Here is a 25,283-nt window from a genome sequence, read left to right on the forward strand (position 1 = left end):
TATGTTAGGCTGCGTGGTTGGAATCTCTCTTGTTGAACGCTTGGTGTTGCTGTGGAAAAAGATTATTCCAGTTAGGGTTGTATTTACGAATGAGCCGTTCGACTTGCATGGTCGTAAAATGTTGCAGTTCGCTTATTCTCTTATTGGCCGTCTCCGGATTTGTGAAAGATTCTGTGTAGATTATTCGATTTAAACTAGGTCCTTGGTTGAAAATAAAACTATTGGATTGCTGTAATTCCATTACTGTACTAAAGATATTGGAACTGAGGCCGATTTTAAAGTGTTTACGATTGTTGTCAGTTGATATATATACAATAAAATTGTTCATAATGCTAAATTATTTGGACGTTTAAAATATATTTACTAATTTTATTGGCACAATATTACTAATAAAATTAGTTTTTGCAAAATATTTTTTTGAAAAAATAATATGTCAAATATTTCGTCCAATCTGAAGTTCCTTCGAAAAGGAAAGAAAATCACACAGCAACAATTTGCTGATCTTATGGAAATTAAGCGTGCGTCTGTCGGCGCGTACGAGGAAGATCGAGCAGAGCCCAAATATGAGTTATTAAAGAAGATTGCCGAATTCTATGGTTTGACTATGGATGAGTTGGCAAACGATGTTATTGATGATAAATGGAAGCCGGTTCCCAAAAGCAATGCCTCAAATTTAAGGGTGCTTAGTGTGACTGTGGATGCAGATGATCGTGAAAATATCGAACTTGTTCCGGTTAAGGCTAGCGCCGGCTATTTAAATGGGTATGGTGATCCAGAATATGTTGCTGAGTTGCCTAAGTTTTCGCTGCCTATGTTTGGTCAGGGTACATTTCGCGCTTTTGAAATAAAGGGGGATTCGATGTTGCCTTTGCCTTCTGGTTCTATTATTGTGGCCGAATACGTGGAAAATTGGCATGATATTAAACCTGGGAGTACCTATGTTGTGTTGTCTAAGGAAGATGGCGTGGTGTATAAACGTATTGCTTTTAAATTTAAAGAAGATAAAGGTTTGAAACTTGTTTCTGATAATAAGACATATGAGCCTTATTGGGTGGAGACTGCCGATATTCTTGAGGTGTGGAAGGCGAAGGCTTTTATCAGTACACAACTGCCAGAGCCTACGCCAGAGCCAACAATGGAAACATTGACGAGCATGATGGCGCAGATGCAGAAAACAATTAATGCGGTGGTAGATAGTTCGAAATAGCGGGGAATTATCTGCGTATTTTTATGATATAGTTGCGCTGTGAAGAGAATTTCTATGACCGAGGAGCGATCGATAGCTTGTTTTTATAGGGAATGTAGGGGTATTGAATATAAAAACAATCTATCTAATTTTGTTTTTTATTTTATAAAATGCTATATTTGCATATCTGAAAGGAAGGGGGCTCGTATTGCCCCCTTTTTTTAATTCAATTAATTTAGCATTTCTAGAAACAGAACAATGCAGCATATAGAAAAGAGAGTTATTGAACTCATCGCGGAAAAAATTGCAGATCGCGAGGATTTGTTTATCGTCAGTGTGAAGATGCGCCCAAATAAAATTCTTGAGATTCTTTTGGACGGAGATAATGGTGTAAATATTGATGATTGTGCACAGGTGAGCCGTCATGTCGGTTTCCACCTGGAGGAGGAAAATGTAATTGATGACGCTTACCGTTTAGAGGTTTCATCTCCAGGTATTGATGCTAATTTTGTTAATATTCGACAATATCAAAAGAATTTAGGTCGTACAGTTCAGGTGAAGTTGAACGATAATACAAAAGTTGAAGGTACATTATTGGCCGTAGACGAGATGAAGATCAATGTTCTTCAGAAGATAAAAGAAAAAGGTAAAAAAGCGCAAGAGGTAGAAAAAGAACTTCCTTTTGATCAAATAAAAGCAACAAAAGTGGTAATTTCATTTTAATAATAATGAGTAACAGCAACATCAATCTGATAGACTCTTTTCAAGAGTTTAAGGAGTTTAAGAATATCGATAGACCTACTGTTATTACAGTATTGGAAGAGGTTTTTCGTAGTATGATCCGTCGTCGTTTTGGTACGGATGAAAATGTGGATGTTATCGTGAATCCAGATAACGGAGATTTGGAGATTTGGAGGACGCGTGTCGTTGTTGAAGATGAGTTTTCAGAGGATGATGATCTTGAAATCGAATTGGCAGAAGCTAGAAAGCATGATGAAGATTTGGAAGTAGGCGATGATTTTATTGAACAGATCACATTGGAAAGCTTTGGCCGTCGTGCAATTTTAGCTGCACGTCAGACGCTTGTATCTAAGGTTTTGGAATTGGAAAAAGACGAAGTCTTTAAGAAATATAAAGATAGAGAAGGAGAGTTGGTCATTGGTGAGGTTTATCAGATTTGGAAAAAGGAAATCTTGGTATTGGATGAGGACGGTAATGAATTAATTCTTCCTAAATCAGAACAAATTCCGGCTGACTATTTCAAAAAGGGAGATGGCATTCGCGCAGTTGTGCATAAAGTGGATATGATGAATAATAATCCAAAGATTATCATTTCACGTACGGCACCTGCGTTCTTACAACGTTTATTTGAACTTGAGGTTCCTGAAATTTTTGATGGTTTGATTACGATCAAGAAAATCGTTCGTGAACCAGGAGAAAGAGCGAAGGTTGCTGTTGAGTCTTATGATGATCGTATTGATCCTGTAGGAGCTTGTGTTGGTATGAAGGGATCCCGTATTCATGGTATCGTTCGTGAACTGCGTAATGAGAATATTGACGTAATTAATTTTACAACAAATCATTCATTGTATATCGCTCGTGCTTTGAGTCCAGCAAGGATTAGCTCAATCAAAATCGATGAAGAAAATAAGACTGCGGCTGTATATTTAAAATCGGATCAAGTTTCTTTAGCAATTGGTCGTGGAGGACACAATATCAAATTGGCTGGTAAATTGACTGGTTATGAAATTGATGTTTATCGCGAAAATGACGAGTTTGATGAAGACGTTGATATCGAAGAATTCAGCGATGAGATTGAAAGCTGGGTTATTGATGAATTGAAACGTGTTGGTTTGGATTCAGCGAAGTCGGTGTTGTCTCTTAGCGAAGAAGAGCTGGTTAGACGTACCGATTTGGAAGAAGATACTGTTCGTGAGATTGTACGTATTTTACAAGCTGAATTTGAATAAAATTCAGCTCGTTAATTTTTTTCTATCTAACATTCGGAATAAATTGTTTATGGATGGAAAAAAACATATTTTTGTAATTATATTAAAATAGTTTATATTATAGATGACTGAAGGAAAAGGAACAAACTTGCTTAAAGCAGCAAAGGAACTCAACATCGGGATACATACCGCCGTGGAATGTTTAGTGAAAAAAGGATATGATGTAGAAGCAAAGCCTAACACTAAATTGAGCGGAGAGATGTATGGTGTGCTGTTAAAAGAGTTTCAGGGAGACAAATCACTGAAAGATGAAGCTAAACAAATTGTGATTGGCAAAATTCGTCGTGAGGAGTCGCCGTCCACTTCTCCTAAGGAATCATCTAAGAATGAGGATTTCGAAGATCATGACGAATCCAAGGAAATCTTGGTCAAGAATACGGTAGAAATCCCTTCTGTTAAGGAAACTACTCCTACAAAAGTAGAGGAGCCTGTTCATCAAGGTGGTATGAAGGTGGTTGGTAAGATTGATCTGGACGCATTGAATAGAGGCGGAAGTAAGGTCAAGAAGGAAGAACCTTTTAAGGAGGAACCAAAAACCGTCAAAGAAACACCTGTAGAGGTTAAAGCTGAAGCTAAGGTGGAAGAAAAGAAAGAAGCCGAAGTCAAAGCGCCTATTGTTGAAGCGAAAAAAGAAGAACCAAAGGTTATTGAGAAGAAGCCGGAAGTTGTCGTGCCAAAAGCTGAAATAGAAAAACCCGAAGTAAATAAAACTGAAGTAAAAGCAACTCCGGTTGTAGAGACAAAAACTGAACCTGTGAAGGTAGAAGACAAGAAAAAAGAAGAAACAGCGCCGAAAGCTGTACCAGTAACTCCAATAGTGGAGCCTGTGAAAAAACAAGGAGATGAAATTATTTCTGCTCGCGCAGAAAGATTGACAGGTCCTAAAGTCATTGGTAAGATTGAATTACCATCTGCTAGACCTTCCCACAAACCAGTGGCTTCATCTTCAAATGCTGGAAATAATAATGAGAAACGTAAGCGTAAGCGTACGAATCCAAATGGTCCAGTAAACCCAAATGCGGGGCAAGGTCAAGGTCATAATAACCAACACCGTGGGCCGCGTGATGGCAACAACCCCAACAACCGGGACCAACAAGGAGGTAACCGAGGTGGGAATCATGGTCCTAACAACAACCCGAACAATCGTCCAGGGCAAAACAACAACCAACAGCATGGTAGACCGGGACAAGGAGGTAACAACCAACACCCAGGTAGACCAGGACAAGGTACGAGACCACAACACGGTAATCGTTTTGACAATAGAGGTAAGGGAAGACCTGTTGAGAATAAGGAAGAGCCTACTGAAAAGGAAATCCAAGATCAAATCAAGGCAACACTTGCTCGTTTGAGTGGTGCAGGTAAATCTGGTAAATTTGCGCAACGTGCCAAATTGAGACGTCAGAAACGTGATGATGTTGCTCAACATGCAGAAGAAGCTGCAATGGAGCAAGAAATGATGGCGAAAATATTGCGTGTTACAGAATTCGTAACAGCAAACGAATTAGCTAATTTGATGGACGTTCAGGTAACCCAAATTATTGCAACTTGTATGAGTTTGGGTATGTTCGTGTCAATTAATCAACGTTTAGATGCGGAAACTTTAACAATTGTAGCGGATGAATTTGGTTATCAGGTAGAGTTTATCAAACCTGAGGATGAGGAGACTGCTGAACTTGAGGAACCGGATAACGAAGCGAATTTGGTTTCAAGAGCCCCTATTGTAACGGTCATGGGACACGTTGACCATGGTAAAACATCTTTATTGGATTATATCCGTAAGGCGAACGTTACTTCTGGTGAGGCTGGTGGTATCACCCAACATATCGGTGCATACGCGGTGAAATTGGAGGATGACCGTAAAATTACATTCTTGGATACTCCTGGTCACGAAGCTTTTACGGCTATGCGTGCCCGCGGTGCTAAAGTGACGGATATTGTTATTATCGTTATTGCAGCGGATGACGCAGTCATGCCGCAAACAAAAGAAGCAATCAACCACGCGCAAGCAGCGGGAGTGCCAATCGTATTTGCATTTACTAAAGTAGATAAACCGGGAGCAAATCCTGATAGAATCCGTGAGCAGCTTTCTGCGATGAATATCTTAGTTGAAGACTGGGGTGGTAAGTTCCAAGCGCAAGAGATTTCAGCAAAAACGGGAGAAAATGTTGACCTATTATTAGAGAAAGTTCTATTGGAAGCTGAGATGTTAGATCTAAAAGCTGATCCGAAAAAACGTGCTGTTGGTTCAGTAATTGAAGCAGCTTTGGATAAAGGTCGTGGTATCGTGACAACGGTATTGATACAAAGTGGTACATTACGTGTTGGAGACCCTATTTTAGCGGGATCACATTCAGGTAAGGTGAAGGCTTTGACTAATGAAAGAGGCGAACGTGTTAAAGAGGCTGGACCGTCTGTTCCAGTACAAATCTTGGGTATGGCCGGCGCGCCAACAGCAGGGGATAAGCTTTATGTTCTTGAAAGCGAGTCTGAAGCTAGAACTGTAGCCAACAAACGTCTTCAGTTACAACGCGAGCAGGGTATGCGTGCAACTAAACATATTACCTTGGATGAAATCGGTCGTCGTTTGGCCATCGGTAACTTTAAAGAACTTAATATTATCGTTAAAGGTGACGTGGACGGTTCTATTGAAGCATTATCAGATTCATTATTGAAATTGTCTACTGACGAGATCCAAGTTAATATTATTCATAAATCAGTGGGTGCGATCTCTGAATCAGATGTATTGTTAGCTTCTGCTTCCGATGCGATCATCATAGGTTTCCAAGTACGTCCAACACAAAACGCACGTAAGTTGGCAGAGAACGAGCAAATTGATGTACGTTTATATTCGATCATCTATGATGCGATTGATGAAATCAAGTCTGCGATGGAGGGTATGTTGGCTCCGAAATTTGAGGAGAAAATTGTTGCTGAGGTTGAAATCAGAGAAACTTTCAAAATTTCTAAAGTTGGTACGATTGCCGGATGTATGGTTAAAGAAGGTAAGATCAATAGAAATAATGATATCCGCATAATCAGAGATGGTGTCGTAATTCATACCGGTAAACTGGCATCTTTGAAACGCTTCAAAGACGATGTGAAAGAAGTTTCAATGGGTTATGAATGTGGTTTAAATATTGACCGTTTCAATGATATTCAAGTAGGAGACATTGTCGAAGCTTACGAACAAGTTGAAGTGAAACGTAAATTGTAATCACTTAGTGATACACTAATAAAACAGAAAGCGGCATTGATTTTAATCAATGCCGCTTTCTGTTTTAACGTTCGTATAGTTCTATTGGAACCTGATCAGGATCAAAGAAGAATGTAAAGCGTTTATTTGTTAACTCGTCTATTCTGATCCCTTCGTGTGATACACCTGCTTTTTCGAGCTTATTTAATTCTAGGTCGAGATTATCGACTTCGAATGCAAGATGTCTTAAACCGGCGGCTTCTGGAAAGCTGAGCCGATTAGGCGGTGATGGGAACGAAAAAAGTTCTATAATGTAATGATCATTGAGTTTGAGATCCAGTTTGTAGGAATCACGTTCCACACGATAGTATTCTCTAGCAATCTCTAGGCCCAGTATGTCAGTATAGAATTTCTTTGAACGCTCATAATCACTACAGATAATAGCGATATGATGTATCTTGTTGAGGTTTAATTTCATTATTAAATTTTATCTCATTGCGTTTGTTATACAAGGTTGTTCCTTAAGGATATGGGTCATATACAGACTATTTACAATGTTTCATCTTATTTTGCTCTTTCATATTGTTTAGGCCAGGGGATGTCAGCGTTTAATTCTTTGGCAAAATGTAATGGAAGATGTGGATCATCAAGAAATCCCCGCGCGATTAAGATTAAATCAGCTTGCTTTTGAGCGATGATCTCGGACGCTTGGATAGCCGTTTTGATTAAACCTACTGTGGCAACGTTATTCTTGGTATGTTCCTTAATCGCGATGGCGAAAGGGAGCTGATATGCTGGCCCGACATCTATTTTTTGATAGGAGACCAAGCCTCCACTCGACACATCAATTAAATCTACCCCCAATGTATACAGTAGTTGTGATAAGGCTATAGACTGCTGTAAATCCCAGCCTGCTTCGGCCCAATCTGTTGCTGAAATACGTACCCATAAACTTTGGCTTGTTATTTCTTGTTTTACTCTTTTCACAATTTCAATAAGAAAACGTATCCTATTTTCAAAGATCCCGCCGAAAGAGTCTGTCCGTAAGTTGCTCAGTGGTGAAAGAAATTGATGGATCAGATATCCATGTGCGGCATGGAGTTCAATAATTTCATAGCCTGCCTGTATGGCTCTTTTCGTTGCTGTTCCGAATTGTTCAATCAGATTTTCAATGGCGTCTACATCAAGTTCCTGTGGTTCATAATCTCCAGAATGGAAAGGGATCGGAGATGGGGCGACTGTTTGCCAACCCTTTGGATCCGCTGGTGAAAATTGATTCCGTCCGACCCAGGGTTTATTACTGCTTGCTTTGCGGCCCGCATGAGCAAGTTGTATGCCCGGTATGGAATCATTTTCTTTAATGAACTCGGTTATTTCTTTTAATTTTTCGATATGCTGGTCGTCCCATAAACCAAGGTCTCCATCACTGATTCGACCGTCAGGGCTAACTGCTGTTGCTTCCTGTATTACTGCTGCAGCTCCGCCGATTGCAAATTGGCCCAAATGAACCAAATGCCAGTTATTTGCAAAACCATCTTTTGCGGAGTATTGGCACATTGGAGATACGACCAAACGATTTTTCAATTGCAGGTTTCCAATATTTACTGATGAAAATAATTGACTCATAATTGCGTGTTTATAGAAGGCAGGAGCAAGGAAAGCTCCTGCCTCGATCAATTCTTTGTTTTGTAAAGAGAGGCTCTCAGAAGCCTTTATTTAAATCCTTGCGAACCGTGGTTCAACTGTTAAGGATTTGTAGACCATAAAGATGCTGATTTTAGCATTGCTCTTCTTGGCAGTTTTAAATTGGCAACTACCAACTCTGCGAAATCTTCAGGCTGGAGAACTTTTTCTGGATCGCCATCGGTAAGTCCAAGTTCTTTGGACATATCGGAAGCAATCGTACTAGGCATAAGTGTACATACCCGAATATTGTTTTTCCGTACTTCCCGCATTAAAGAATCGGCGAAGCCGATGACGCCAAACTTTGATGCGCTATAAGCGGAAGTGGTGGCCGCGCCATTTAATCCGGCAGTCGAAGATACCATAATGATATCGCCTTGATTTTTTTCAATCAGTTGTGGAAGGATAGCTTTTGTAACAAAGTATGTACCCAAGAGATTGGTATGAATGATCGATGTCCAATCGGCAACGTCCATGTCGAGCACAGCGGAAAATGATGCTACTCCCGCATTGTTAATTAAGATATCAAAGCTACCGAAAGTGTTTTTCAGTCGCTCGATCTCCTGTTGTACAGCACTATAATTTGATACGTCAAAGACGGCATAAGTGACCTCAGTGCCTAGCCCGGCAAGTTCCGCAGCCGTATCCTTCAAAGCAGCTTCATTTCTTCCGGTAATCGCGATATGTACACCTTCTTTGGCCAATGCGAAAGCAATTGCTTTTCCTAATCCCCGCGCACCACCTGTAATTAAGGCTCTTTTTCCTGTTATATTTTCCATAACATAAAAATAGGTATGATCTTTTTTATTCGTGTCAGAAGAACCTCAAAAAGGCAACTTATTTTGCCTTTTTTATGATATTTTCAATAATGGGGTAGGTGTTGGCCCTGATGTCTTCAAATTGGTCCACATGACGCCATTCCGCTTTTGTAATATCTTCTGCGGTTTGCGGAATTAATTTAGGGACTTTATTCACTCCCATTTCGTACCAGTTTGTTGCTTTCAGGACGAATTCTCCATTTCGCAAAAAATAGGTATGGTAGGATGTGGTAATTTTCTTTCCCAAATAGTTGATTTTGATACCACATTCCTCTTCGACTTCACGTACTGCTGCTTCCCGCATTTTTTCATTGTCTTCCACTTTGCCCTTAGGAAGGTCCCATTTTCCCAGTCGGTAGATAAAAAGATAATCCCCATCACCGTTTTTAACCAATCCACCGGCTGCTTTGATGAGCTTAATTTTGTTTTTCAAGTTTTGAAATACAGTTTCAAAATCCTTATTGATGTAAAGATACGTTTTTGGAACTTTATCAATTTCAGATTGTTTGAAAAGTTTTTGGAGCTCAATCTCTTGAAAACTAATAGTTTGTGGGTTTTTGATTTTTGATGGAACGAAATCTGCTAAAATTAGCACGGTTTCGTTCATATAAATTTTATAAATTTGCGCCATGAATAATTTAAATGAGGTTGAACAAAAAGTTGCTGAATCCTTATTGCAAATTAAAGCAATAAAATTGCAACCTAAAAGTCCTTTTACATGGGCGTCGGGTTGGAAGTCTCCAATTTACTGTGATAACCGTATCACTTTGTCTCATCCATCGATCCGTACATACATTCGTCAAAAGCTTTCTAAGCTTATTCAGGAAGAGTTTGGATCAGTGGATATGATTTCTGGAGTTGCTACGGCAGGTATTCCACAAGGCGTTTTGGTAGCACAGGATTTGGGACTACCATTTTCTTATGTTAGAAGCTCAGCTAAGGACCATGGTCGTCAGAATTTAATTGAAGGAGAAGTGGTTAGCGGTCAACGTGTAGTTGTAATTGAGGATCTAATTTCGACAGGTAAGAGTAGTTTAGTGGCTGTAAAGGCATTACGTGAGGCTGGCTGCAATGTTGTTGGATTGGTATCTATTTTTACTTATGGATTGCAACAAGCTACCGATAATTTTTCTGATGCAAAATGCCCTTATTTCAGTTTATGTAATTATGATGCTTTGATTCAGGTCGCTGCTGAAAATAGTTATGTATTGGAGGAGGATATTGAGATCTTGAAAAAGTGGCGATTGAATCCTGCTACTTGGGGAGAAAATTTTCAATAAAGGAAGATTAATTTATCGTTATGACTACTATTCAGAACAAAACAGAAATCAACAAAAATGTCAGCGAGGTGTATACATTTTTGTCGGATCTCAACAATCATGAACAGTTGATGCCGGAAAATATTTACAATTGGTCTTCGACTACGGACGAAGCTCGATTTACAATACAGAATATGGCAAAGCTAGCACTTAAGGTAGAAGATCGTGTCGAAAATCAAATCATTAAGTTGGTTCCTTTGGAGAAAGCGCCTTTTGAGGTTACTCTTCGTTGGGAATTGCAAGCGATTAGTGATACTGTAACAGAGGCGACTTTTATTATCGATGCTGATCTTAACATGATGATGAAAATGATCGCTGCTGGACCACTTCAAAAATTAGTTGATTTTCAGGTCAACAAATTAAAAGAAGTGTTGGGGTAGGTTGTTTATAACGGATATAAAAAAAAGCTCGATTAGTAATAATCGAGCTTTTTTTTATGCCAATCTTTCATTGACTTTTTTCCAGTTCACAACATTCCACCAATTTTTAATATAATCGGCTCTCTTGTTTTGATAGTGCAGATAATACGCATGCTCCCATACATCAAGACCTAGAATGGGGATACCTTTTACCTCTGCAATATCCATTAAAGGGTTGTCCTGGTTTGGAGTAGAGGTAATTTTTAAGTTGCCTGAGTCATCCAAAATCAACCATGCCCATCCTGAACCGAATCGTGAGGTTGCTGCTGCAGCAAATTGTTCTTTGAATTTGTCTAAAGAACCAAATGTCTTATTGATCATCGTCAATAATTTTTCGGAGGGCTGGCTCGGCTTATCGGACAGGCTTTCCCAAAAAAAGTTATGGTTCCAAGCTCCACCAGCGTTATTCCTTGCTTTGGGAGAGTACTTAGATATGTTTGCTAGAAGTTGCTCCTCTGAGGCTTCTTTGATATTTTCAGCAAGAATGGCTTCGTTAACGGCGTTAATATAGGCCATATGGTGCTTTGTATAATGGATTTCCATTGTCAACGCATCAATATTAGGCTCCAAAGCGGCATAACTGAAAGGTAATTTTACTTGGGAAAACTTTAAAGTAGCGGCATTTAATTCAGTAGCTTTCGCGGAAGCAATATCTTGTAATATTGATCCAGATACAGCGATGCCTAGTGTAGCTTTTGCTGCATTTTGAAGGAAGTTTCTGCGTGTTTGCATATAATCTTATTGTGATTAGTTTTGATATAAATATAACGTGAAATTTTACAAATATTGTGCGAGAATTGTCTGTTAATTGTAATACAACAAAATTGTTATAAATTCATCTTTTAAGTCGGCATATATTGTTTTGAATTTTGGTTTACGGTATTTACGTAACATATAATTTGCATTCTTTTAAGAACGCTTCAAGGCAGCCTTAGGGCAGGGTAGCTAGAGAATTATAATTGTTTATAAAGTCAAATTTAGCTAAGTTTGATTTATGTATACATTAAGGATTTCAAAAATTATCCCCCAACCTAATAATAACATTACTTTTCAGCTTGAATCTATAGCAGGAGACTATCCTTCCTATAAAGCTGGGCAGTTTATTACACTTTCTTTTGTGTTTGGTGATCGTGAGGTACGTCGTTCTTATTCTTTTAATAGTTCGCCTGATAATAATGAGCCCTTAAGTATCACTGTTAAGCGTGTCGAAAATGGGGAAATATCCCGACTGCTCCACCATACTATTGTGGAGGGGGATATCGTCAATGCAATGGAACCTCAGGGTTTATTTGTATATGATCCTGAACCGGAAAAGGTTCGGACCTTATTTTTGTTTGCTGCAGGAATTGGCATTACACCCTTGTATGCTATTCTGAAAACAGCGCTTCTTGCTGAAAGTAAGTCCAAAATAGTGTTAATTTACAGTAATAGTACGCTGGAGTTAACACCGTTCCGATCGGAATTGCAGCACTGGGCAGATCGATTTCCTGATCGCTTAACTATTGTGTGGATTTACTCCAATAGTAAATACTTAATGAAAGCCAGGCTAAATAGAGATTATATACATGCTATTGTTAACGATCATTTGTTTGGAAATAAGGAAGATGCCTTGTTTTATACTTGCGGCCCTGTGATTTATATGGACCTATGTCGTTTTACACTTTTGGGGATGGGATTTGATTCCAATCAGATAAAACGAGAGACATTTCTATTGCCCGAAAATGAAGAGGATGATGATGAGACTGAAAAGGAAGTCGATACAACAACCTATGCCATCGAACTATCTTTTCAAGGTAAAACTTATAATCTAGAGGTTCCCTACAATAAATCTATTTTAGATATAGGGCTAGAGCATAAAATTAAGTTGCCATATTCCTGTAAATCCGGTATGTGTAGTACGTGTATTTCGCAGTGTACAAGGGGGAAAGTAAGAATGGACTATAATGAGGTGTTAACAGATCGCGAAGTTGAACAAGGAAGAATACTTTTGTGCACGGCGCATCCAGTAGAAATGAATACCGCTATTGAAGTACTATAATTGAGCATTGGTATTTAATCCAAAAATATGCTGTGCAGTTATGGGGCGCCAGAAATATTTAAAATTGCATATACAAGTAAATTTATCTAAGTTTGGATATAACCGTTTTATATCTAACTATTATGGGGAAATTACTCTGGAGACCAACAGAAGAGCAAAAATCTCAATCTGAGATCAATAAGTTTAAACAATATGTTGAGAAGGAGCATGGCTTATTCTTTCCATCCTATCAGGAGCTTTGGGCATGGTCTACGACGGAACTGGCTAGTTTTTGGAAGAGTATAGCCACCTATTTTAATATAAAGTTTCATTCAGACTTTACAACTATTGTTGAGTCGCCAGCAGATCCTACAAGCTTTATCGGAACAAAGTGGTTTGCTGGGGCTACCTTGAATTATGCTGAACACGTATTTCGAAACACAACGGAAAAGCGTCCCGCATTAATTTTTCAATCTGAACAGCAAGCTAAAAGAGAGGTGTCATGGACTGAGTTGGAATCCATGGTTCTCAAACTTCAGGTCTACTTGAAAGAATTAGGTGTACAAAATGGAGATCGCGTAGCTGGCGTATTGATTAATGGCATTGAAGCTGTTGCGTTATTTTTGGCTGCCAATTCCATCGGTGCTATTTGGTCCTGTTGTTCGCCCGACTTTGGGGAGGCGAGTATTCAGGATCGTTTTGAGCAGATTGAACCCAAAGTGCTCTTCGCAAATTCCAGTTATTACTATAATGGCCGTCTTTTTGAAAAGGCGGAGAGTATTAAACAACTTTCTCTGCGGCTACCATCTTTACTGGCTTGTGTTTTGATTGATGACAATATTTGGGAAGAGATTCTGAAAAAGGATCTTACACAAGCTGAGCTCCAATTTACAGCAATGCCTTTTGATGCTCCAATATGGATTTTGTATTCTTCGGGAACTACTGGCAAGCCCAAAGCCATTACACATGGAGTTGGTGGTATGCTGCTAGAACATATGAAAGCACTTGGACTGCATCAAAATGTGCAAGAGGGGGATCGATTCATGTGGTATTCCACTACCGGATGGATGATGTGGAATTACGCGCTTTCGGCCCTTTTAATGGGAAATACATTGTGTATATATGATGGGGCTACGAATTATCCCGATAAATTGAGTTTATGGAACTTTGCTCGGGAAAGCAAGGTGGATCATTTTGGCGTTGGCGCTGCTTATCTCATCTCCTGTCAGGATCAAGATTTAAAATCCATGGCTTATCAGCCGAAAACAATAGGATCGACAGGTTCACCACTTCCACCAGATGTGTTTGAATGGCTAAATGTACAGTTTCCAAAGAGTCAAATTGTCTCGCTAAGTGGTGGTACAGACGTTTGTAGTGCCTTTCTTTCGGGGTGTGCATTGCTTGATGTTTATGCAGGAGAGATTCAATGTCGCACCCTAGGAGCTAAGATAGAAGCCTTTGATGAGAACGGTCATCATCTTTATGGAGAGGTGGGGGAACTTGTTATTTTAGCTCCCATGCCCTGTATGCCCATCTATTTTTGGAATGATTTAGCGAATAAAAAATACTTTGATAGTTATTTTGATAAATATAGTGGTGTTTGGAGTCATGGTGATTGGATCAAGATTACTGCACATGATGGAATAATTATGTACGGTCGTTCAGATGCAACCCTGAACCGGGGTGGCGTACGTATCGGTACTGCAGAGATCTATAATGTTTTAAATAGAACCGAAGGGGTCTTGGATAGTTTGGTTATCTGTGTAGATCATGAAAATGGATCATCTGATATGTTGCTTTTTGTTCAATTGGACAATGGTTTATTGAATGATGCGTTAAAAGGGGAAATTAAACGGGAGCTTCGGCAGCAATATAGTCCGCGACATGTGCCTGACGATATTTTTCAAGTAGCGGCTATTCCTTACACGTTAAGCGGTAAAAAACTGGAGCTGCCTATTAAGAAGATTTTTTCTGGGATGCCCGTAGAAAAAGCGGTGTCATTAGATATTATGCGGAACAGAGAATCCTTGTTAGACTTTGAAGCGATTAGTAAAATCTGGAGAAGATCTTAAGTATAGTATGCTATAAAAATAGCTAATTAGTAAACCCCTCGGATGCCGAAGTTAATCGTTTGAGGGGTTTTCTAATTTAATTTTACTCCACTCAGACCTGTATAACACCTACATTATACCGTTCTAGAATAGGCTTTTCGTTGGCAGCTTCAATTCCCATGCTGATGACTTTTCGTGTTTCTTCAGGTGCTATAATTCCATCAACCCATAATCTTGCAGCAGCGTAATACGGACTCAGTTGCTCGTTGTACCGATCTTCGATTGATTTAAGGAGACTGTTTTTTTCTTCTTCATTGATTTCTTGACCCTTGGCTTTTAAAGCAGATTCTTGGATTTGAAACAGTGTCTTGCCCGCAGCGGCACCACTCATGACAGCCATTTGGGCAGTAGGCCAAGCGTAGATTAGTCGTGGGTCATACGCTTTTCCACACATCGCATAGTTTCCTGCGCCATAACTATTTCCAACAATAAAAGTGAACTTTGGGACTACGGAATTGGCCATTGCATTTACCATTTTTGCTCCGTCTTTGATAATCCCCCCTTGTTCTGATCGGCTTCCTACCATAAATCCAGTGACGTCCTGAAAAAACACAAGCGGAATGTTCTGCTGGTTGCAATTCATGATGAAGCGCGCTGCCTTATCTGCTGAATCACTATAGATGACCCCGCCCATCTGCATTTCCATTGCGTTGCCGGGTTTCTTGGCTTTGATAATTTCACGTTGATTGGCAACAATCCCGACAGCCCAGCCGTCTACGCGTGCGAGGGCGCATACAATGGTTTTTCCATAATCGGGTTTGTATTCTTCTAAAGTCTCTGTGTCTACAATTGCATTCAAGATATCCTGCATACGATAAGGTTTTGTCCTGTCTTCGGGAAGAATCTCTACTATTTTACTCGGATCTGTTTTTGGAGGAAGGCTTTTCTTTCTGTTGAAATTAGCTTTTGGATTTCCACCGATTTTATCGATAACATTTTTTATAGCCTCTAAACAACTTTGGTCGTCGGGAAATTTATTGTCTGTCACGCCGGATATCTCCGAATGGGTAGAAGCTCCGCCGAGTGTTTCAGCATCTACGGTTTCACCTATCGCAGATTTGACCAAGTATGGGCCTGCTAAAAAAACAGAGCCTGTTCCTTCGACGATAAAGGCGTAGTCGGACATAATAGGGAGATAAGCGCCACCTGCCACGCAACTTCCCATGATTGCTGCAATTTGAGGTATTCCCATGGAAGACATTCGGGCATTGTTACGGAATATGCGGCCAAAGTGTTCTTTATCGGGAAATATTTCATCCTGCATCGGTAAAAATACGCCTGCAGAATCTACCAAATAAATAATTGGAAGATTGTTTTCCATGGCAATTTCCTGTGCGCGTAGATTTTTCTTGGCAGAAATAGGGAACCAGGCTCCTGCTTTTACGGTTGCATCGTTAGAGACGATGACACATAGTTTGGATTTTACATAGCCCAGTACCGCTGCACAACCTGCATTTATGCATCCACCATGTTCTTTATACATTCCTTCGCCGGCAAACATGCCTATTTCCAGATATTCTCGGTCTGGGTCCAGTAGATATTCTATTCGTTCCCAGGCTGACATTTTGCCCTTTTCTTTCAGTTTTTTTATTTTATCGATGCCACCACCTAGTTTTAAATTTTCTCTTTTTTGGCGAAGTAATGCGAGTAGCTCCTTCATAATTTATAATCTTGGTTTTAAAAAGCTGTTGAATTAAGAATTTCTTATTTTTAGATAAATTTAAAATAAAATTTTAAAATATTTGCAATTTTATTCCTAAATATTTTGATATATTTGAATTGAATTACCGATTGTAAATTTAATATTCATGCTTATGTTTATTGAAAATAAACAACAAATGGATATGATCAGACAAAGTGCACGAGATTTTGCACAGTATCATATCAAACCTTATGTGATGGAATGGGACGAAGCCCAAATATTTCCAATAGAAGTTTTTAAAAAGTTAGGCGAACACGGTTTCATGGGTGTGATCGTTCCAGAAGAATATGGTGGATCGGGACTCGGATACCAGGAGTATATTACTGTTTTGGATGAGATTTCCAAGGTGTGTGGCTCAATTGGACTTTCCGTAGCAGCGCATAATTCGTTATGTACAAATCATATATTAAGCTTTGCTAGTGAAGAACAGAAGAAACGTTATCTTCCAAAGTTGGCGACAGCTGAATGGATCGGTGCCTGGGGACTTACAGAGACAGGTTCTGGTTCGGACGCTGGTGGAATGACGACATTTGCTGAGAGAGATGGTGATCACTACGTGTTAAATGGTTCTAAAAATTTTATCACGCATGCCATCAGTTCTAGTGTTGCTGTCGTTATTGCGCGGACGGGGGCTAAGGGAGATAAAAAAGGGATGTCAGCTTTTATTGTTGAGAAAGGTACACCTGGATTTACCGCAGGAAAGAAAGAAAATAAATTGGGGATGCGCGCCTCAGAAACTGCCTGTCTGTTTTTTGATAATTGTCGGATTCATCGGGATCAACTCATCGGTGAAGAAGGGCAGGGGTTTGTGCAGGCCTTAAAATTATTGGATGGCGGACGTATTTCTATTGCGGCACTTTCTTTGGGTATTGCACGCGGAGCTTACGAGTGCGCGTTGAAATATGCGCACGAGCGTGAGCAGTTTGGGAAAAAGATTTACGAATTTCAGGCGGTTTCTTTTGCACTTGCAGATATGGCTACACAGGTGGAAGCCAGTGAACTGTTGACGAGGCAGGCAGGCTATTTAAAGGATCATGGAGATCGTGTTTCTAAAATTGGTGCGATGGCTAAACTTTATGCGTCAGAGGCTGCCGTTAGTGTCTCGAATGAATCTGTACAAATCTTTGGCGGTTATGGATTTACAAAGGACTATCCTGCCGAGAAGTTTTTTAGAGATGCCAAGTTATGTACAATAGGTGAAGGGACTTCAAGCATTCAGAAAATGGTGATCGCTAGAGAGATTGAGAAAGATATTTTATAGCATATTATGAGGGAGCAAGTTGTATTGGTTGATTGCCCAAGAGACGCTGTTCAAGGGCTTCATAACTTTATTGAGACAGATAAGAAAATTAAACATATCAATACGTTAATCGAAAGTGGGCTGTTTGATGTTATTGATTTTGGATCTTTCGTTTCGCCGAAAGCAGTTCCGCAGTTGGCGGATACAAAAGCAGTATTGGAAGGAATCAGAACGAATGAGAAAGTGAAGTTATTGGCGATTGTTGCCAATCTTCGGGGTGCGCAGGAGGCAGTTCTAGAGGAAAAAATCGACTTTTTAGGGTATCCATTTTCAATATCGGAAACATTTCAACTTCGAAATACCAATATGGGCTTGGCGGCTTCTTATCAGCAGGTAAAAGAAATGAAAGCTTTGGTCGACTCACAGCATAAATCTCTGGTCGTATATATTAGCATGGCTTTTGGAAACCCATATAGTGACCCTTGGTCCCCACTTTTGGTAGAAGAGTGGATTGGAAAATTATGCGATCTTGGCATTCGGGAATTTTCTTTGGCAGACACAACTTCAGAAGCCGATGCAAATCAGATTTCAGAATTATTTAGTTTTGTTAAAACTCGTTTTCCAACACTGGAAGTAGGTGCACATTTTCATGCAAGGCGAGAGGAAAGTCTTGCAAAGGTTGAAGCAGCTTACCTCGCAGGTTGCCGTAAATTTGAAGGCGCATTGCTCGGTTATGGCGGCTGTCCATTTGCAAAAGATGATTTGGTCGGTAATATACCTTCAGAGCTGTTGTTGCATTATTTTGGACGAGGAACTGATGCTGAAATAATCGGATTGGAGCATAGCTTCAGACAAATGATTTTGTAGATGGAAAAACTGAATTTTATTAAAGTGCACGTTGAGGGGCATGTGTTCAACTTGACCTTAGCCCGTTCGGATAAAAGAAATGCTTTTAGTCCGACAATGGTGAGCGAAATAGCCTATGCATTGAATTTGGCGAATAGCAATCCTGATGTTCGTTTAGTACAAATAGAGGCTGAGGGTCCCGTGTTCTGTGCTGGTATGGATCTTAAAGCTTTTGAGGACCCTACATTAGATATTGGAAATTCGGCAATTCCCAAGGTTGAAAAGTCACTGGCAGAAATATTTGCCTGTTTAGATAAGCCTTCAATCTGTGTTGTTCGGGGAGATGTTATTGCAGGTGGTTTTTTGATAGCATTATCCTGTACGTATTTGTTTGCTCTCCCACATGTACGTTTTTCTTTGCCTGAAGTGAAAATTGGACTTTTTCCATTTCAGGTGTTGGCGTTGCTTACAGAATATATGCCTGAACGAAAAGCGATGGATCTCTGTATCAGCGGTCGGTCTTTTTCTGCTGAGGAGGCTTTGGAAAAAGAAATCTTGTATGGCATGCTGGATGCTGAAGAAACAGTATTAATTGAATTGAAAAGGACGATTCTGGAAAATGCTCCCTTGGCTATATCACGGGGTTTTGTAGCACTGCGAAAATTAAAAGAGCAAGATTATGATGATAAGTATAACTTTCTATTGGAGAGCTTGGCAGATTTACGTAAAACCAATGATTTCAAAGAGGGAATGGATGCAATGCGAAATAAAAGAAAAGCCAACTGGCAAAATAGCTAATTAAAATGATCGAAAACTAGGTCTGCTTGTCAGCGGCGAGAATTCCCAGGGAATGGAGCTAAGAGCGATCAGGAGAGCTAGTCCAAACCAGATTAATAATATTTTAAAACGTCGATCGTTTGTATCGGCGTTTTTGCTTTTAAGGGCACCTAATGTTAAGCAGATTGCGGCAATAATCATCATGCTACTGTGCTCCATGCCGAAGAAGCGAATTTGCCTGAGGTGAACTGCTTCGTCAAAATGTTGCAGGAAGTATTGTGTGATGGGGCTCAGTACATAGAGGCTAAAACCTAAAACTAGCTGAATATAAAAAGAAATAACCGTAGTTTTTACAAGAAATTGATCGGTAGGGGAGAATGGAAGTTCCTTTTTTCTTTTGTAAAAAAAATTCACGAGACTAATCGTTAGTACAATCAGTACCTCCCATCTCCATAAAGAATGCATCGCTAGAATGAAAGGATAAATGTAATTCATCATACAGACAAAGATGGTAATAAAATAGATTTAATGCTATTTTAAGCAATATCATCTTTAAGCAATATCATCGCATAAAATAGACGGCGGTTTTTCATCAGTTGACTAATCTGTTGTTCAAGGTATGTCATATTTATGTGTATTTATTGTTTATATAAATTTTTTATTATTTTGATTATTAGATTGTTTTGTATATTGTTTAACTCTTGGTTAATACTACTGCTGCGTGTAATTTGTTGTTTATCGTTCAGGTGCAGAATAACAATTAACTGGTTCAAATAGACAGCTCAAATGATTGCAAGAACAAAGGTGTTTCCTATTGAACAATCAATACTGCTCTTGTGTGTTTTATTTTTGGCTGTTTTTAGCCACTCTGAGGTGCTGTTTGTCATTCTCAAGGGGTTTGTATGGTTTTAATTTATTTCGGCTTAGAATGCGGTTATTTTACTTTTGGCGGATAGTTTTAATTTGTTCAGTTTTTTAACACCGATAATACGTATCGCCAAAGTTACGTTTTGTTTATTGCGAATTTCATAATGTATCTTAATAACAATTTATTTGTCAAGTTATTATGTTTGTTACATGAATTAAGTATTTATGTTGACCTATGTCCGATTTGCGCTGTTAAATTAAGGCAATGCCTGAGCGTAAGCAAAGCTCTGCCTGTGTTTTTTTTAAAATATTTTTGGAATTATATAAAATTCGTTTCTATATTAGTGTATTAATTAAATAATACAGTAGTATGGTTACTATCCAAAATCTAAATTTCAGCTATAGTAAATCAAGGCCACTCTTTCTTCATATGGATCTTGAATTGAAGCAGGGGCATATCTATGGCTTGTTGGGGAAGAATGGTGCTGGCAAATCAACTTTGCTTAAGAATATTGCCGGTTTGGTATATCCTGTTTCGGGACGAGTTGATGTGCTGGGGCATAACCCTAATCGAAGGGAACCCTCCTTGTTAAGGGAGATTAGTTTTATTCCGGAAGAGTTTTATCTCCCTGCCGTAAAATCAGAACAGTTTCTGAAAGCTAATGCAGGGTTCTACCCCAACTTCGATCAGGTATATTTTGATCAGCTTATCCGTGAGTTCGATATTCCCATTGAGCAAAAATTAGCAAACATGAGTTATGGACAGAAAAAGAAATATATTATTTCTTTCGGTTTAGCGTCTAAAACAAAAGTGATCATCATGGATGAGCCAACGAATGGTTTGGATATTCCTTCTAAGGTTCAGTTTCGAAAGATCATGGCTTCTGCCATTACTGACGATCGATGTGTGATTATCTCCACACATCAGGTGCGTGATCTGGATAATCTTATTGATGCTGTTATTTTACTTGATGATCATAAGGTCGCACTCAACGCTCCGATGTATGTGATTACTGATCGTTTATGCTTTAAAAAAGTAAGAGAGTTGCCTTTGGATACACTCTATTCCGAAGAAGGAGTGGGCGGTTTTAATGTTATTCTCCCAAACTCGGCGGTAGAAGATTCGAAACTGGATTTGGAGTTGCTATTTAATGCAGTGTTACAGTGCAAGGAAAAAATTACGGACCTTATTAAACATGATGAATATGTCAAATCTATTTAATGCTACGCGTTTTTTTGCACTGATTCGAAGACAATGGATTGGTTTTGGGCGAATTTATCTGATGTCAATAGGGATTATTGCTGGGGTAATTTTTGGTTTTTATGCAGTTAATTTGGGATCAAATTATGATGATATCAAAAAGAATACTGTTTATTCGTTGCTAAATTTCAGAGCACCGTTGTTTTGTATCTTGGGACTCTTTTTTGTAACGGTTGTCTCGAGCAGTTATTTTGCTGATTTAGGGAAGAAGACTCGGGCGATTTTTGAGCTGATGATTCCAGCTTCACAATTGGAAAAGTTTCTGGTCAGCTTATTCTATACGGTTGTCGTGAGTATTGGTTCATACTTATTGGTCTTTTATTTGATCGATTTGGCATTTGTTTCTTATTTGAGGAGCGTTGGTTCTGTGGTTGTAAATGAAGTACAGCCATCAGGAGAGGCGGTCAGTGTGGATCTATGGCAGTACTTTTTCAAGGTTCAATACCCCGAACCGGCTTATTATTTTTGTTTTGTACCAATTCTTCTGAATGCAATTTTCTTACTTGGTGGGATCGTCTACCAAAACTATCAATATGTAAAGACGGCTATTTTTCTTGTGCTTTACTGTGTTGTTTGGATGTGTCTTTTTGTTTACTTAATGAAAACCCAGACTCAGGATACCGTAGGTACAATGGATAATAACTATTGGTCTGATTCAAATCATATTTTTGCATTGATCGGCGCTGTAGGAGTGTTGCTTACCATAATGATTTGGGCGGTTGCTTTTTTAAGGTTAAAAGAAAAGGAGATTTAATATGGAGTTCAATGCAAATAAAGCCATTTACCTTCAGATTGCTGAGTACGTATGTGATCATATTTTACTAGCGACCTGGAAAGTGGATGAAAAACTCCCCTCAGTAAGGGAATTGGCAGTTCAGATGGAGGTTAATCCCAATACTGTAATGCGGACCTACGATATGTTGCAGCAGAAAGAAATTATAGCCAATAAGCGCGGGATTGGTTTTTTTCTGACACAAGAATCGGTGAAGAATGTGAAGTTATATAGAAAGGCAATTTTTCTAGAAGAAGATCTTCCCTTGTTTTTTCGTAATATTTATTTATTGGAAATCGGTTTGGATGAGTTAGAACAACGTTATAGACGGTTTGTAAGTCAGAATTTTAATCAAAATGAGTCATGAAATTAAGTACAAAAATAATAATGGGATTAGCAATAGGCTTATTCGCGGTTCCGATGCTTGTCGCATCCTACCTTGTTCGTATAAATCGGGTTGATGCGAAAGAATATAATGCTGATGTTGAGCAGGAGGTATCTAAGCCAGATGCAAAGGATGTTTATTACCGGTCGTTTCCCTTGGCAGCTTTCGATAAGCTTTATATTGTAGGTACCAATGCAAGTGGTATAGGGTTGTATTGGGTGAAAAGTGATAAGTTTATGGTTAAAGTTAATAAAAGTCAAGCCGACTTTGTGAAAACGAATGTCGATCAATCTGGCAATCTTACCTTAGATCTTTTATCAGGAGGAGAGGGGTTTTATAAGTCAATTTATATTTTTTCACCTGATCTTAAGGTTTTAAAATTAAAAAATACGGGTATTAACGAGTTATCTGCCAAGTTGAACGAGTTGACTGTTGTGGGTGATAGCGTTGAGGTATTTTCCCTTGCGGAGAAATCCGTTATAAATACGTTGAACCTGAACCTGACAAACTCCACTATTGACGATCTTGGCGGGACGGACAGTAAGGGGAATTCTCTTGTCGGTCGTTTATTTGTTAACACAACGAATAGTGTTTTGGGGCTTCCGCGTACGAATTATCAAAGTGCAGATATTGTGGCAAACAATTCAGAAGTATATTTCAATAGGAAAGGACCTGAAGCCAAAGTTGGTCTTCTGAATATCAAAACTGAAGGCAAATCATCTGTCCGTTTAGATAGTTTGCAATGGGGAACATTGAACGGAAATCTATCCAATGACACTAAAATAGATTTGCCTGTCCATGCATTACGATCATTGATTAAGTAGGGTTTAATTGGTGGATGTTGCGGTCGATCGTTAATAATAGAGATCGGTATTTTCTGAAAAGGTCAAAATTCCATAGCGGAATTTTGACCTTTTCTTTAAAGGGATGATGTAGATTTTCGGTGTTCGATACTGCAGTCCAAAAAATACGTCTCGAATTCGAAATAATTCTTTTTGTTTTTTTTCTTTAACATCTGCAAGAGGAGCTCCACTGATTTTTCTGCCATTAGCTGTGTTGGTTGGGTGATTGTTGTTAGAGATGGATTGAGACTGTTGGCAAAAGGGGTGTTGCTAAAGCCAATTAAGTTCATGTCATCAGGAATTTTCACCTTCAATTTATTTAATATGTGTAAAACTTTTAGTGATAAGGTGTCTGTCGTTGAGAGGAGTGCATTTGGAGCAAAGGGCCTATTTAATAGCGTACTTATTTTGCTTTCCAGTTCGTCATCGATATTGTCCTTGGGGCTGGAATAGGATATTTCTATAATATTTTCTTCTTTGAAGGGTACGCCGGCGTTGAAGAGTGCATCTTTATATCCTTTTATACGGCTTACATTTCCGCCAATATCTTTACATAGTAAAAGAATGATATTTTCTCTTCTGTTTTTGATCATTTCTTCTGTTGCCTGGTAGATGACCTTGTTGTTTTGGATTCCGATTTTGAATGTATCGAGCTGATGGTTTATTCGGTCGAAAATAATAACAGGACAAACCTGTTCCATCATATAAAACAAAAGCGATAAGCTTGAATCATTTTTTACAGGGGAAATGATTACTCCTTCGATATTACTCTGTACACAAAGTTCTAGCGCTTCTTTTTCTTTTTTCTCGTCGTTAAAAGTCTGCAATAGGATCAGTTTATAATTCGTCTGCGATAGAATGTGCGAGATATCTTCGTAGAAATCAAAGAAAAATGAGCTTGAGATAAATGGAACAATGATTGCTAAGGTGTTTGAGCGCCCCGTTTTTAAGCTTTTTGCGGAGAAATTTGGTATATAATTGATTTTCTGCGTAAAATCTAAAATTAGCTTTTTTGTTTCTGCGCTTATTTCATGACTATCGTTTAGTGCTTTGGAAATGGTTCCTGGAGATAGGTTTAACTGTTGGCCAATCTCTTTTAATGTAAATCTCTTCATATGCTCGATCCTCTTTCATTGATTACAAATGTTCTAGCGTTAATACGATGGTAAGATAGCACTAGAGTTATTCTTGAATTATCGGTTACTATTTTTAATATATTGAGCCCGTAAATTCTTGAAATTATAAAGATAAGATAAAAAACATGTTTTCAAATGGAGATCAAGAAAAGCGTTGTTAATGAGAATTGATGAGATGTTGTTTGTATTCGGGCGAAAAGTGTCGAAAAGTTTGTTAAAAGAGGAGGTTGTTATTTGGGGCCGCCGAAAAGTTTACTGATGAGCCAAAGGACAAGGGCGACTATAACAACCACGATGAGGATGGCTGTCCAAACACCAGCCTTAAATATCCCTTCTATTACGGAGCAGCTTGTAATAAGGAAAAAAGAGGATGACATTATTATGTATGTTAATTGCCTTTTCATTATTTAAATTTTTGTCTGTATAAATAGAGACAACTGATAATGAAAATAGTTTTGTGAGAACAGCGCAATATAAGATCCTCGGTAACTATAGGCTGAATAGGATTGCACATAGGTTTTGTCGTAGCTTTTCGGTTTTGCCGGTAATTTTTGCAGAACAAAAAGGAGTTTCTGCGAGTGTTAAACAAGAAAAGCTAATCTTGCGATTAGCTTTTCTTTAGTGATCCCGCTGGGATTCGAACCCAGGACCCATACATTAAAAGTGTATTGCTCTACCAGCTGAGCTACGGAATCCTTTC

At 38.9% G+C, this 25,283-nt stretch carries 24 protein-coding genes and 1 tRNA gene; 15 read left to right on the forward strand and 10 right to left on the reverse strand.

Translation table 11 applies throughout. The annotated features are described in order from the left end of the window. Positions 1-4 precede the first annotated feature (4 nt). Positions 5-328: a GIY-YIG nuclease family protein gene (locus tag HS960_RS03030; RefSeq protein WP_153848698.1), complete on the reverse strand. Its 324-nt coding sequence runs from the start codon at positions 326-328 to the stop codon at positions 5-7. A gap of 102 nt (positions 329-430) precedes the next feature. Between HS960_RS03030 and HS960_RS03035 the strand changes: the two genes are divergently transcribed. From HS960_RS03035 to infB, 4 genes are all read left to right on the forward strand, one after another. Next, complete coding sequence (locus HS960_RS03035) at positions 431-1,207, forward strand: XRE family transcriptional regulator (protein WP_153848246.1); 777 nt, start codon at positions 431-433, stop codon at positions 1,205-1,207. A 237-nt stretch (positions 1,208-1,444) separates the two neighbouring features. Next, positions 1,445-1,909, forward strand: coding sequence for a ribosome assembly cofactor RimP (gene rimP / locus HS960_RS03040; protein ID WP_153848247.1), 465 nt, complete (start codon positions 1,445-1,447; stop codon positions 1,907-1,909). A gap of 5 nt (positions 1,910-1,914) precedes the next feature. Beyond that, complete coding sequence (gene nusA / locus HS960_RS03045; protein WP_070567754.1) at positions 1,915-3,156, forward strand: transcription termination factor NusA; 1,242 nt, start codon at positions 1,915-1,917, stop codon at positions 3,154-3,156. Between the two features lie 103 nt (positions 3,157-3,259). Next, positions 3,260-6,409: a translation initiation factor IF-2 gene (gene infB, locus HS960_RS03050; protein ID WP_182331227.1), complete on the forward strand. Its 3,150-nt coding sequence runs from the start codon at positions 3,260-3,262 to the stop codon at positions 6,407-6,409. Positions 6,410-6,473: 64 nt separating this feature from the next. On the opposite strand, the gene gloA2 is transcribed toward infB, so the two are convergent. The 4 genes from gloA2 to HS960_RS03070 all read right to left on the reverse strand — a co-directional run bounded on the left by gloA2 (position 6,474) and on the right by HS960_RS03070 (position 9,496). Further along, positions 6,474-6,866: an SMU1112c/YaeR family gloxylase I-like metalloprotein gene (gloA2, locus tag HS960_RS03055; RefSeq protein ID WP_120332627.1), complete on the reverse strand. Its 393-nt coding sequence runs from the start codon at positions 6,864-6,866 to the stop codon at positions 6,474-6,476. Between the two features lie 86 nt (positions 6,867-6,952). After that, positions 6,953-8,014 carry an NADH:flavin oxidoreductase/NADH oxidase gene (locus HS960_RS03060; RefSeq protein WP_153848249.1) on the reverse strand — a complete coding sequence of 354 codons (1,062 nt, stop codon included), beginning with the start codon at positions 8,012-8,014 and terminating at the stop codon, positions 6,953-6,955. 119 nt (positions 8,015-8,133) lie between these two features. Beyond that, the gene (locus HS960_RS03065) at positions 8,134-8,850 is read right to left on the reverse strand and encodes a 3-ketoacyl-ACP reductase (RefSeq protein WP_153848250.1); all 717 of its coding nucleotides are present in this window, start codon (positions 8,848-8,850) and stop codon (positions 8,134-8,136) included. Between the two features lie 58 nt (positions 8,851-8,908). Next, entirely contained in the window at positions 8,909-9,496 is a 588-nt protein-coding gene (locus HS960_RS03070) for an NUDIX domain-containing protein (RefSeq protein WP_227550340.1), read from the reverse strand. A gap of 22 nt (positions 9,497-9,518) precedes the next feature. Here HS960_RS03070 and pyrE point away from each other — a divergent pair, with 22 nt between their 5' ends. Both pyrE and HS960_RS03080 read left to right on the forward strand, forming a co-directional pair. Continuing rightward, positions 9,519-10,169: an orotate phosphoribosyltransferase gene (gene pyrE, locus HS960_RS03075; RefSeq protein ID WP_153848252.1), complete on the forward strand. Its 651-nt coding sequence runs from the start codon at positions 9,519-9,521 to the stop codon at positions 10,167-10,169. A gap of 20 nt (positions 10,170-10,189) precedes the next feature. Further along, complete coding sequence (locus HS960_RS03080) at positions 10,190-10,588, forward strand: SRPBCC family protein (RefSeq protein ID WP_153848253.1); 399 nt, start codon at positions 10,190-10,192, stop codon at positions 10,586-10,588. A 54-nt stretch (positions 10,589-10,642) separates the two neighbouring features. On the opposite strand, the gene HS960_RS03085 is transcribed toward HS960_RS03080, so the two are convergent. Next, complete coding sequence (locus tag HS960_RS03085) at positions 10,643-11,359, reverse strand: superoxide dismutase (protein ID WP_153848254.1); 717 nt, start codon at positions 11,357-11,359, stop codon at positions 10,643-10,645. Positions 11,360-11,621: 262 nt separating this feature from the next. On the opposite strand from HS960_RS03085, the gene HS960_RS03090 reads away from it, so the two are divergent. Beyond that, on the forward strand, positions 11,622-12,665 hold the full coding sequence (locus HS960_RS03090) for a ferredoxin--NADP reductase (protein WP_182331229.1): 1,044 nt from the start codon (positions 11,622-11,624) through the stop codon (positions 12,663-12,665). Positions 12,666-12,787: 122 nt separating this feature from the next. Next, complete coding sequence (locus HS960_RS03095; RefSeq protein WP_182331231.1) at positions 12,788-14,716, forward strand: acetoacetate--CoA ligase; 1,929 nt, start codon at positions 12,788-12,790, stop codon at positions 14,714-14,716. Between the two features lie 91 nt (positions 14,717-14,807). Here HS960_RS03095 and HS960_RS03100 read toward each other — a convergent pair whose 3' ends face one another. Beyond that, a complete protein-coding gene (locus HS960_RS03100; RefSeq protein WP_153848257.1) occupies positions 14,808-16,415 on the reverse strand; it encodes an acyl-CoA carboxylase subunit beta in 1,608 nt (535 codons plus the stop codon). 154 nt (positions 16,416-16,569) lie between these two features. Between HS960_RS03100 and HS960_RS03105 the strand changes: the two genes are divergently transcribed. From HS960_RS03105 to HS960_RS03115, 3 genes are read left to right on the forward strand one after another with little or no spacing between them, the layout of a single operon-like run. Continuing rightward, positions 16,570-17,718, forward strand: coding sequence for an acyl-CoA dehydrogenase family protein (locus tag HS960_RS03105; RefSeq protein WP_070567729.1), 1,149 nt, complete (start codon positions 16,570-16,572; stop codon positions 17,716-17,718). A 6-nt stretch (positions 17,719-17,724) separates the two neighbouring features. Beyond that, positions 17,725-18,564, forward strand: coding sequence for a hydroxymethylglutaryl-CoA lyase (locus HS960_RS03110; RefSeq protein ID WP_182331233.1), 840 nt, complete (start codon positions 17,725-17,727; stop codon positions 18,562-18,564). Then, a complete protein-coding gene (locus HS960_RS03115; RefSeq protein WP_159731043.1) occupies positions 18,565-19,341 on the forward strand; it encodes an enoyl-CoA hydratase/isomerase family protein in 777 nt (258 codons plus the stop codon). Here the strand turns inward: HS960_RS03115 and HS960_RS03120 are convergent, their stop codons facing one another. Continuing rightward, positions 19,342-19,818 (reverse strand): hypothetical protein, encoded by a 477-nt coding sequence (locus tag HS960_RS03120; protein ID WP_159731041.1) that lies wholly within the window; start codon positions 19,816-19,818, stop codon positions 19,342-19,344. Positions 19,819-20,557: 739 nt separating this feature from the next. Between HS960_RS03120 and HS960_RS03125 the strand changes: the two genes are divergently transcribed. Genes HS960_RS03125 through HS960_RS03140 form a run of 4 tightly spaced genes read left to right on the forward strand, consistent with a single transcriptional unit; the run spans position 20,558 to position 23,429 of the window. Next, positions 20,558-21,409 carry an ABC transporter ATP-binding protein gene (locus HS960_RS03125; RefSeq protein ID WP_153848261.1) on the forward strand — a complete coding sequence of 284 codons (852 nt, stop codon included), beginning with the start codon at positions 20,558-20,560 and terminating at the stop codon, positions 21,407-21,409. Next, entirely contained in the window at positions 21,393-22,202 is an 810-nt protein-coding gene (locus HS960_RS03130) for a hypothetical protein (RefSeq protein ID WP_153848262.1), read from the forward strand. Before HS960_RS03125 ends, HS960_RS03130 begins: the two co-directional genes overlap by 17 nt. 1 nt (position 22,203) lies before the next feature. Further along, entirely contained in the window at positions 22,204-22,587 is a 384-nt protein-coding gene (locus tag HS960_RS03135) for a GntR family transcriptional regulator (protein WP_070567719.1), read from the forward strand. Then, entirely contained in the window at positions 22,584-23,429 is an 846-nt protein-coding gene (locus HS960_RS03140; protein ID WP_153848263.1) for a hypothetical protein, read from the forward strand. The genes HS960_RS03135 and HS960_RS03140 overlap by 4 nt, the downstream gene beginning before the upstream one ends. 95 nt (positions 23,430-23,524) lie before the next feature. Here HS960_RS03140 and HS960_RS03145 read toward each other — a convergent pair whose 3' ends face one another. Together HS960_RS03145 and HS960_RS03150 are read right to left on the reverse strand one after the other, a co-directional pair. Further along, positions 23,525-24,562, reverse strand: a complete 1,038-nt coding sequence (locus HS960_RS03145) for a LacI family DNA-binding transcriptional regulator (RefSeq protein WP_153848264.1) — start codon at positions 24,560-24,562, stop codon at positions 23,525-23,527. A gap of 643 nt (positions 24,563-25,205) precedes the next feature. After that, positions 25,206-25,278 (reverse strand) — tRNA-Lys (locus HS960_RS03150). Positions 25,279-25,283: the final 5 nt, after the last annotated feature.

It is taken from the genome of Sphingobacterium paramultivorum, from assembly GCF_014109745.1.
Taxonomy (GTDB): Bacteria; Bacteroidota; Bacteroidia; order Sphingobacteriales; family Sphingobacteriaceae; genus Sphingobacterium; species Sphingobacterium paramultivorum.

Coding starts and splice junctions, on each gene's coding strand:
- HS960_RS03120 (WP_159731041.1), bottom strand. CDS start 19,818: ATGATGAATTACATTTATCCTTTCATTCTAGCGATGCATTCTTTATGG.
- HS960_RS03125 (WP_153848261.1), top strand. CDS start 20,558: ATGGTTACTATCCAAAATCTAAATTTCAGCTATAGTAAATCAAGGCCA.
- HS960_RS03100 (WP_153848257.1), bottom strand. CDS start 16,415: ATGAAGGAGCTACTCGCATTACTTCGCCAAAAAAGAGAAAATTTAAAA.
- infB (WP_182331227.1), top strand. CDS start 3,260: ATGACTGAAGGAAAAGGAACAAACTTGCTTAAAGCAGCAAAGGAACTC.
- HS960_RS03080 (WP_153848253.1), top strand. CDS start 10,190: ATGACTACTATTCAGAACAAAACAGAAATCAACAAAAATGTCAGCGAG.
- HS960_RS03090 (WP_182331229.1), top strand. CDS start 11,622: ATGTATACATTAAGGATTTCAAAAATTATCCCCCAACCTAATAATAAC.
- HS960_RS03145 (WP_153848264.1), bottom strand. CDS start 24,562: ATGAAGAGATTTACATTAAAAGAGATTGGCCAACAGTTAAACCTATCT.
- HS960_RS03060 (WP_153848249.1), bottom strand. CDS start 8,014: ATGAGTCAATTATTTTCATCAGTAAATATTGGAAACCTGCAATTGAAA.
- pyrE (WP_153848252.1), top strand. CDS start 9,519: ATGAATAATTTAAATGAGGTTGAACAAAAAGTTGCTGAATCCTTATTG.
- nusA (WP_070567754.1), top strand. CDS start 1,915: ATGAGTAACAGCAACATCAATCTGATAGACTCTTTTCAAGAGTTTAAG.
- HS960_RS03085 (WP_153848254.1), bottom strand. CDS start 11,359: ATGCAAACACGCAGAAACTTCCTTCAAAATGCAGCAAAAGCTACACTA.
- HS960_RS03140 (WP_153848263.1), top strand. CDS start 22,584: ATGAAATTAAGTACAAAAATAATAATGGGATTAGCAATAGGCTTATTC.
- HS960_RS03035 (WP_153848246.1), top strand. CDS start 431: ATGTCAAATATTTCGTCCAATCTGAAGTTCCTTCGAAAAGGAAAGAAA.
- gloA2 (WP_120332627.1), bottom strand. CDS start 6,866: ATGAAATTAAACCTCAACAAGATACATCATATCGCTATTATCTGTAGT.
- HS960_RS03095 (WP_182331231.1), top strand. CDS start 12,788: ATGGGGAAATTACTCTGGAGACCAACAGAAGAGCAAAAATCTCAATCT.
- HS960_RS03130 (WP_153848262.1), top strand. CDS start 21,393: ATGTCAAATCTATTTAATGCTACGCGTTTTTTTGCACTGATTCGAAGA.
- rimP (WP_153848247.1), top strand. CDS start 1,445: ATGCAGCATATAGAAAAGAGAGTTATTGAACTCATCGCGGAAAAAATT.
- HS960_RS03115 (WP_159731043.1), top strand. CDS start 18,565: ATGGAAAAACTGAATTTTATTAAAGTGCACGTTGAGGGGCATGTGTTC.
- HS960_RS03070 (WP_227550340.1), bottom strand. CDS start 9,496: ATGAACGAAACCGTGCTAATTTTAGCAGATTTCGTTCCATCAAAAATC.
- HS960_RS03030 (WP_153848698.1), bottom strand. CDS start 328: ATGAACAATTTTATTGTATATATATCAACTGACAACAATCGTAAACAC.
- HS960_RS03135 (WP_070567719.1), top strand. CDS start 22,204: ATGGAGTTCAATGCAAATAAAGCCATTTACCTTCAGATTGCTGAGTAC.
- HS960_RS03110 (WP_182331233.1), top strand. CDS start 17,725: ATGAGGGAGCAAGTTGTATTGGTTGATTGCCCAAGAGACGCTGTTCAA.
- HS960_RS03065 (WP_153848250.1), bottom strand. CDS start 8,850: ATGGAAAATATAACAGGAAAAAGAGCCTTAATTACAGGTGGTGCGCGG.
- HS960_RS03105 (WP_070567729.1), top strand. CDS start 16,570: ATGTTTATTGAAAATAAACAACAAATGGATATGATCAGACAAAGTGCA.